Source organism: Desulfonatronospira sp., assembly GCA_003563255.1.
In the GTDB taxonomy this organism is placed as follows: Bacteria; Desulfobacterota; Desulfovibrionia; order Desulfovibrionales; family Desulfonatronovibrionaceae; genus Desulfonatronospira.
Genome location: PWSL01000368.1, coordinates 1 through 7,100, shown reverse-complemented (window position 1 = coordinate 7,100; position 7,100 = coordinate 1). Strand labels below are relative to the sequence as shown.

Sequence of the window (7,100 nt, the reverse complement as noted above, 5' to 3'; positions counted from 1 at the left end):
TATTCATCAGAAAAATAAGTGCGGGACTGTCCCAAGTGGGATACGAGCACTTCTTTATCTTGGGTTGCGGGCATAGCCCGCGTTAGTGATTTAGGGATTGAGGGACTGGAGAATTCAAAGGAAGGGAACTCATACAACCACCCCCGGCCTTTAAGAGGTATGGAAGTAAGTGAGTATGGAAGTATGGAAGTATGGAAGTATGGAAGTAAGGGAGTATGGGAGTATGGGAGTCAAAAGATCTTTACACCCACACATGAATACCCCCATACACCCATACTTTCTTTCTAAGGGAGGGGAGCTACACCGAGCCCGTAATCCTGTACTGAGGAGCATGCCCGGATGAACGTCTTTATCGTTCCCACGCTCTGCGTGGAACGTTTTGTGATCCAGCACTCACTTTTGACAATGGAGAATTACCAAGTAAATAATGGTATTCAAAAGTGAGTGCTGGATCATTGTGGACGCGGAGCGTCCGAAGAATATTCCCACAATTTTTCCCTTGACCAAACCCGCGTGTGGGGTTATATTTCCAAACTTACGCATCATTATGGTGAGTGTAGCTCAGTCGGCAGAGCACCAGGTTGTGGCCCTGGGGGTCGTGGGTTCAAGTCCCATCACTCACCCCAAATTTTCTCTTCCCAACATCCATCCGTCTCCATAAATCCAGCAATATTAAAAAAATTCGGCAGTAATTCACCAGGGTCAAACGCAATTCTTGCAAGGATGCACCTGACTGAGAGTGCCCAGAGCTGCCGCAATCCTTATTTAAAAAATGGCAGAATGCGCGCTCTAAATTTTGATTCATCTATAACAACCAGTGCCCCTTCCTCAAGATATCCTTCAAGCTGTAAGAACCTCTACCCATTTTGGAGTAAGGTTCATATCCAGCAAGATTTTCATGCGGTGTCTCTTTCCAGAGGAAGATCTATCTCTTCAACTCGCCAGGCAGCATATTTTAGAGCTTCATCAATATCTTGTGCTTCTAAATAAGGGTACAGCTCCAGGATTTTCTCTTTAGAATGCCCTGAGGCCACTAGACCCACAATAGTTCCTACGGTAACCCGTTTCCCCAGTATACAGGGCTTGCCACCCATCACTTTTGTGTCAAAAGAAATCCTGTCAAAATTCATCATTATATTGACCTCCTCCATTACATAGCGAAATATAAAAACGATCTATCGCAAGTTCAGCTTGTGCTCAAGACTAAACTTTCGTAACATCTACCTGAAATCCTCGGAGCGGATTTCGTACCTGCGCATTATCTTCTGCAGGGCTGTACGGCTTATGCCGGCTATATCAGAGGCCCGGGTCACATTGCCCTCGGTCTGGCCCAGCAGCCTGGTTATATATTCCCGGGTAAAATTCTCCAGGAGCTCCTCCTTGGCCTGCTGGTAAGGCTTGACCGCCTTGCCGTTACTCTCTTCGCCCTGCCGGCTCTCGGCAGCCGAGCCATACAGACTGTCCTGGGCAGCGCGGATATCCGCAGCTCCTATTTCTTCCTCAGGGGAAAAAAGAGCCACCCTGCGGAGAAAATTCTGCAGCTCGCGCACATTGCCCGGCCAGGATTTGTGCATCATGGACTGTATGGCGGCCACGCTGAAGCGTTTCTGGGGCAGGCCCAGCTCATTGCAGACACTGCGCAGGAAATGATCGGCCAGGAGAGGAATATCCTCTGTGATCTCGGAAAGGGAAGGAGTGCGCAGGGTGACAACATTCAAACGGTAGTAAAGGTCATCGCGAAAGCTTCGATCCTGTATCCTGGCTTCCAGATCCTGGTTGGTGCAGGACAGAATGCGCACATCAACCTTTCGGGGCTTATCCGAACCCAGAGGCCGGACTTCTCTTTCCTGCAATACCCGCAAAAGCTTGATCTGTGTGGATACCGGCAGATCCCCTATTTCGTCCAGCAGAAGGGTGGACTGGTCCGCCTCCAGAAACATCCCGCTGTGGTTCTGCTCAGCCCCGGTGAATGCCCCCTTTTTATGCCCGAAAAGCTCGCTTTCCAGCAGGTGCTCAGGAATGGCCGGGCAGTTGACAGTGACCATCCTGCGACTGCTGCGGGGACTTAATTCATGCAGGGCCCTGGCCACCAGTTCCTTGCCGGTTCCCGATTCGCCTCTGATCAATACTGTGTAGTCTGTACCAGCCAGGGCCTGTATACCGTCGTATAAACGGCGCATGGGCGGAGACTGGCCCACAAAGTCTGCAAAAGGTTCTCTTTCAGAGACCTTTTTACGCAGGTTCATGTTTTCCCGGATAAGCAGGCTTCTCTCCAGGGCTTTGTTCAGGACCCGAACCAGATCCGGAATCTCAAAAGGTTTGGTAATGAAGTCATAGGCTCCTTTCTTAATGGCCTCCACCGCAGTTTCTATACTTCCATAAGCGGTTATCATCACCACAGTTATCCAGGGATCAATCTCCTTGACCGCTGTCAAAACTTCCATGCCGTCCATTTCCGGCATGCGGATATCCAGTAGCAGCACGTCCACAGACTGCTTCTTAATGGATTCCAGCCCACTCAAGGCACTGGAAAATGTCTCCACATCGACACCTTCAAGCTCCTGGGGCAGAATCCGCGACAACCCCTGCAGCATATCCTTTTCATCATCTATTATCATCAAGCGTTGCTTGCTCATATACTCCCCGTTTTTCCAGCCCACGACTCTTCAAAACTACCTCCCCCTCTTCTTCCCCATACCCCACTCACATACTTACATACTTCTTCCCCATGCCCCTCACTTCCCCCAATCTCCCAATTCTTCAATTCCGAATTCCTCAATGCCTGAATCCCCCAATCCCTCAATTCTTAAATCCATGCCCCATGCCTGCCCCGTGAAACTCCCATACCCCCATACTCCCATACTTACATACTTCTTCCCATGCCCGAGGCCCCATACTCAAACCGGCAGTTCAATAACAAACCTGGTCCATTCACCCAGCCGGCTCTCGACATTGATTTCTCCCCCGTGCTCACGGACAATCCCGTAACTCACGGAAAGACCAAGCCCTGTCCCCTCTCCTGTGCGCTTGGTGCTGAAAAATGGATCGAATATCTTGCCCTGCATATACTCCGGAACTCCTTCGCCGTTGTCCCAGAAAACCACTCTGGCCACACTTTCCTGCTCAGAGTAACTGGTGCTTATGTGCATTTTACCATCCCTGTCATCCATGGCCTGGCGGGCGTTCATCAACAGATTCATGAACACCTGCTTGATTTTGTTGGTGTCCATGTCCATCTGCGGCAGATCGTGATCCAGGTCCACCTCTATCTGCACCCCCTGTTTTTTGAACTGCTCGCCCACCATGCCCAGGACCTCTTCCAGGGTCTGGTTCAATGAGGCGGTGTGCTTACTGGTCTCTCCACTGCGGGCGAATTCCAGAAGATCGCTGACAATGCGCTTGCAGTTGCGGGCCTGCTTTTCGATGGTGACCAGGTCCTGCTGTCCCTGGGGCGTTTCGGAAAGCTGACGCTTCAAAAGATCCACGTAACAAAGAATCACTCCCAGGGGATTATTTATTTCATGGGCCACACCGGCCGCCAGTTGCCCCATAGCCACCAGCTTTTCAGTCTGCTGGATCTTTTGCTCCATCTGCTTTTGATCGGTTACTTCTTTGACATAACGGACCACCTTTTCTACTTCGCCCGACTCATCCAGTACAGGATAACAATTCACCTGGAAAATGCCTTCCGGTAAAGGACAACGGGTCTCGTGAACCACCGGGGCCCTGGTCTGCATCACTTGCTTGAGTCCACACTCCTGGCATGGCCTTGCCCCGCTGCCATGAATCTCAAAACACCTCCTTCCGATGACCTCGTCCATTTCCACGTTATAAATACGCGTATAGGCCTTATTTACCATTCTGATGCGAAAATCCCTGTCCATCAGGATCACCTGGTCGGTGATGCCGTCAAAAACCGATTGCAGAAGCTCCTTGCTCTGCAGGAGTTTTTCCATGTTCTGCAGGCTTTCCACGGCGATACCTATCTGCCGTCCTATGGAAGCCAGAAGGCTGTGCATCTCGCTGGTGAGTTCATTTTCATTCACCCCGGAAAAAGTCATGACCCCGAGCACCCGTCCCCGGCAGCAAAGAGGAATGTTCAAACAACCGGAATTCTGCCTGCAGTCGAAATAGCTGACCTGTCCGCAGGCGGCCTGGACAATGGATTCTTCCAGGTCCTGGGGCTTGTACATGCTTACCGGCCGGTCGTCATCCTGGATGGACACCTTTGTTCTTAATCCTGGAGAGTTCTCATGGTACTGCAGAACGAGCAGACGCTGATTTTCATGGTAAAGATAAATCCCTGCCCCCCGTGCCGGGAAGGTCTTCAGGGTCCAGTGCAGAACCTGTGGCAGTATTTCCGAAAGAGCGACCGCCTGTGTTGTGAGCTCAGCCAGAACGTTCAGAGTCTGCAGCTCCTGGTTCCTGGCCCTGACCTGGGCCTGAAGACGTTCCTCAGAATCCCTGAGAGCCCTGGTTCTCTCCTGAACCTTGACCTCCAGGTTCTGGGCATACTGCCTGAGTTGCTCCCTGGTGCTGCGCAGGTGTTCCGCCATGCTGGAGGCAGCATCGGTCAGTTCATTGAGTTCGTCGCCGGCATCTATCCCCCGGCTGGGTATATGCACCAGATTTGCATGGTGACTGTCAGCTTCATCCCTGAATATCTCCAGAAGACCGCGGAGGTTGGTCACCACCATGCGGTTGAAAAAAAAACTCAAGGCAATAAATACGATGGAGACTCCAAGGAAAACCACCAGAAAAACGGAAAAGGCCTTTTCCCTGACCTGAGCCATGGCTGCTTCCACTGGAATGCTCACCACGCTCAGCCCGGCAAGTTCGCCCTCGCTGCGCCCGAATCCCCTCTCGCCGCCATACATCTCCACCAGCACAGCTGGAGCATCTTCAGGTGCCCCGTGACAGCGCATACACTCGCCTTCAAAGACCACAGGACGATATCTTTTGAACTGATCCTTTCCGTTGACGCTCACTACGCCCTGCCATTCACCTTTTTTCCCCTGCTCAGCAAAATGCTCGATCTTCTCCCTTTCCAGCTCGTTGGCTTCAAAATCGAAATTTCTGGCATTGATGGCCACCCGCCTGTAATCAAATTCTTCCAGGGCGGGAGCGAATCTTTCCATGACAGACCTGCCTACATAAGATGTAGACATGGCCTCGAGCATAAAGTGATCCTGACCGTATTTCTCGTACATGGCAGGCCTCAGCACCTCCCGGACGTAATTCCTGCTGGCATCCACAGCACCCATGACCAGCTCGGACTTGGCCAGGGCGTCCATTTCCATCTGGCGCTTTTCATGATAATAGATCACAAATGCACTCACCAGACACACTGCCAGCAGAATCAAGCCGGTTCCCAGCAAAAACTTGGACTGCACCCCCATAGAGCTTTTGAACCATGAACTTTTCTTTTGATAAGCCTCTTTATTGCCGTTTTTCTGCATTTTCATTCTTCATCACCAACTGAAACTGTGCCCGTGAGTTAAAATATCTTGCCTTAATTCATATTTGGGACAGTCCCGTACGTTTTTTTGAAAATCTAAAGCAGACTATAACTACAGCGAACCTTATAAATTGATAACCTGTCTCACTTGGGGACAGGCACTTTGCCGTTTGATAACTTGCAATTGAACAAAAAAACAGGCGGCAAAAGAGCCAGTCCCCGGAGGTTTTTTTAGCGGATTTCAGTTTGATTCCGGGGTACACGTGTCCACTGCTCGTAATCGTTTCCTGAAAGCATTTCCAGGTTACCCATGTCATACAGATGTCTGTTCTTATCGTATTGATCCCAAAAAGCAGGGTCAACATGGTATATTTCATCATCGTCCGGGTTGTAGACCCGGCTGTATCCCAGCATGGCGTCACTTCTTTTTTGTGCAATGACATCGTAAGTTCTGTTCCTGTCCCTCCAGCCATCAACAATCATATCGGAAGTCTCACGAAGGGTCTGGCCTGCCTGGATCACCTGCTCAAAAGCTCCCTGCGAAGCTGCCATGCACTGTTGAACATATTGGGAAGACACAACAAAACTGGACAATGATTCGGCTAAAACAGGCTGAAGACCGGCAAACTCTTCCTGAGGAGCTGTTACTCCAGAAACCATAAAAGCATACGCATTTCCGCCGCCCGGTCCACCCATATGCTGCATAAAAGGGGCGGTTGTACAAGTAAACAGACCTTCTCCCACAACTCCCGCTTCAGTAAACAAGGCACGCGACACAGCTGATTGACCTCCAGATATCTGTGAACTTACTGGAGTTGACGAGATTAAAGTGAAGCTTGACAATTTTGGAGCCTGGGGCATGAACTGTCTGGCAATTTGGGTGGATGTGACCAGCTCAAAGTTAGCCAGAAAGTTTTCAGGAGTTAAAGGGCTGACTACCGGCATCTCAGCCCAGGGAACAGGATACCCCCCCATCTGCATATAATCGGCGTCTATCTGTTTCTGTTGATGACTCATATAGACAGGTCCAATGGAACCAAAGTGGAATATCTGTCGAAGGGGATTATTCCTGTCACGCAGAACAAACGCCAGTTCAGCGCACTGCCCTGCAACATGCAGGTCCCATCCCTTCGGCGTGTTTATGGAAAAATAACCTCTGTCCTGCCTGACCAGCTGCAAATCAAGCGCATCAGCTGTTTCCAGAATACCTATGGAGAGAAATAAAACAAGTGACATACTGACAAGGGTTTTTATCATGGCAGTCCCCCTGGCCTGTAAAAAATTGCATGATTTCTAGAATTTATATAAAGTCTTTATATAAAGCCCCTTGCGGAACTTCGGAACCGTCCGCACAGGTCGCAATATTTGACCGAACAGTGCGTGCAACAACTCAAGCATGCCGATCTTGGTCAGGTGAATGATCGGCGATGAATTGCTAAGGGTTTGTCAAAAAAATAAGTGTTACATAATGCCTGCATAATCTGGGGGTTTATCGCTCCCACGCTCTGCGTGGGAGCGTAACCCGACCGCTCCTGCGGTCATTGTGGACGCGGAGCGTCCAGGGAATGTTCCCACGCAGAGCGTGGGAACAATAAGATGGGACTGTTTCATTTTTGGACACTAAGCTTAGGTGCTCCCCCCG

Annotated in this window: 4 protein-coding genes and 1 tRNA gene; 1 reads left to right on the top strand and 4 read right to left on the bottom strand. The window is 50.4% G+C overall.

What is annotated here, in order from left to right; all coding sequences use genetic code 11:
• The first annotated feature begins 550 nt into the window (after positions 1–550).
• A tRNA-His gene (locus QZP87_RS10825) sits at positions 551–626 on the top strand.
• 270 nt (positions 627–896) lie between these two features.
• Here the strand turns inward: QZP87_RS10825 and QZP87_RS10820 are convergent.
• From QZP87_RS10820 to QZP87_RS10805, 4 genes are all read right to left on the bottom strand, one after another.
• On the bottom strand, positions 897–1,133 hold the full coding sequence (locus tag QZP87_RS10820) for a DUF433 domain-containing protein (protein ID WP_291322937.1): 237 nt from the start codon (positions 1,131–1,133) through the stop codon (positions 897–899).
• Between the two features lie 87 nt (positions 1,134–1,220).
• Positions 1,221–2,636 carry a sigma-54 dependent transcriptional regulator gene (locus QZP87_RS10815; protein WP_291322936.1) on the bottom strand — a complete coding sequence of 472 codons (1,416 nt, stop codon included), beginning with the start codon at positions 2,634–2,636 and terminating at the stop codon, positions 1,221–1,223.
• A gap of 261 nt (positions 2,637–2,897) precedes the next feature.
• Positions 2,898–5,465, bottom strand: a complete 2,568-nt coding sequence (locus tag QZP87_RS10810; RefSeq protein WP_291322935.1) for a DUF3365 domain-containing protein — start codon at positions 5,463–5,465, stop codon at positions 2,898–2,900.
• A gap of 224 nt (positions 5,466–5,689) precedes the next feature.
• The gene (locus QZP87_RS10805) at positions 5,690–6,715 is read right to left on the bottom strand and encodes a hypothetical protein (protein WP_291322934.1); all 1,026 of its coding nucleotides are present in this window, start codon (positions 6,713–6,715) and stop codon (positions 5,690–5,692) included.
• Positions 6,716–7,100 lie beyond the last annotated feature (385 nt).

Excerpts from the sequence above, each read along its gene's own strand:
- QZP87_RS10820 (WP_291322937.1), bottom strand. The coding sequence starts at position 1,133 with ATGATGAATTTTGACAGGATTTCTTTTGACACAAAAGTGATGGGTGGC.
- QZP87_RS10810 (WP_291322935.1), bottom strand. The coding sequence starts at position 5,465 with ATGAAAATGCAGAAAAACGGCAATAAAGAGGCTTATCAAAAGAAAAGT.
- QZP87_RS10805 (WP_291322934.1), bottom strand. The coding sequence starts at position 6,715 with ATGATAAAAACCCTTGTCAGTATGTCACTTGTTTTATTTCTCTCCATA.
- QZP87_RS10815 (WP_291322936.1), bottom strand. The coding sequence starts at position 2,636 with ATGAGCAAGCAACGCTTGATGATAATAGATGATGAAAAGGATATGCTG.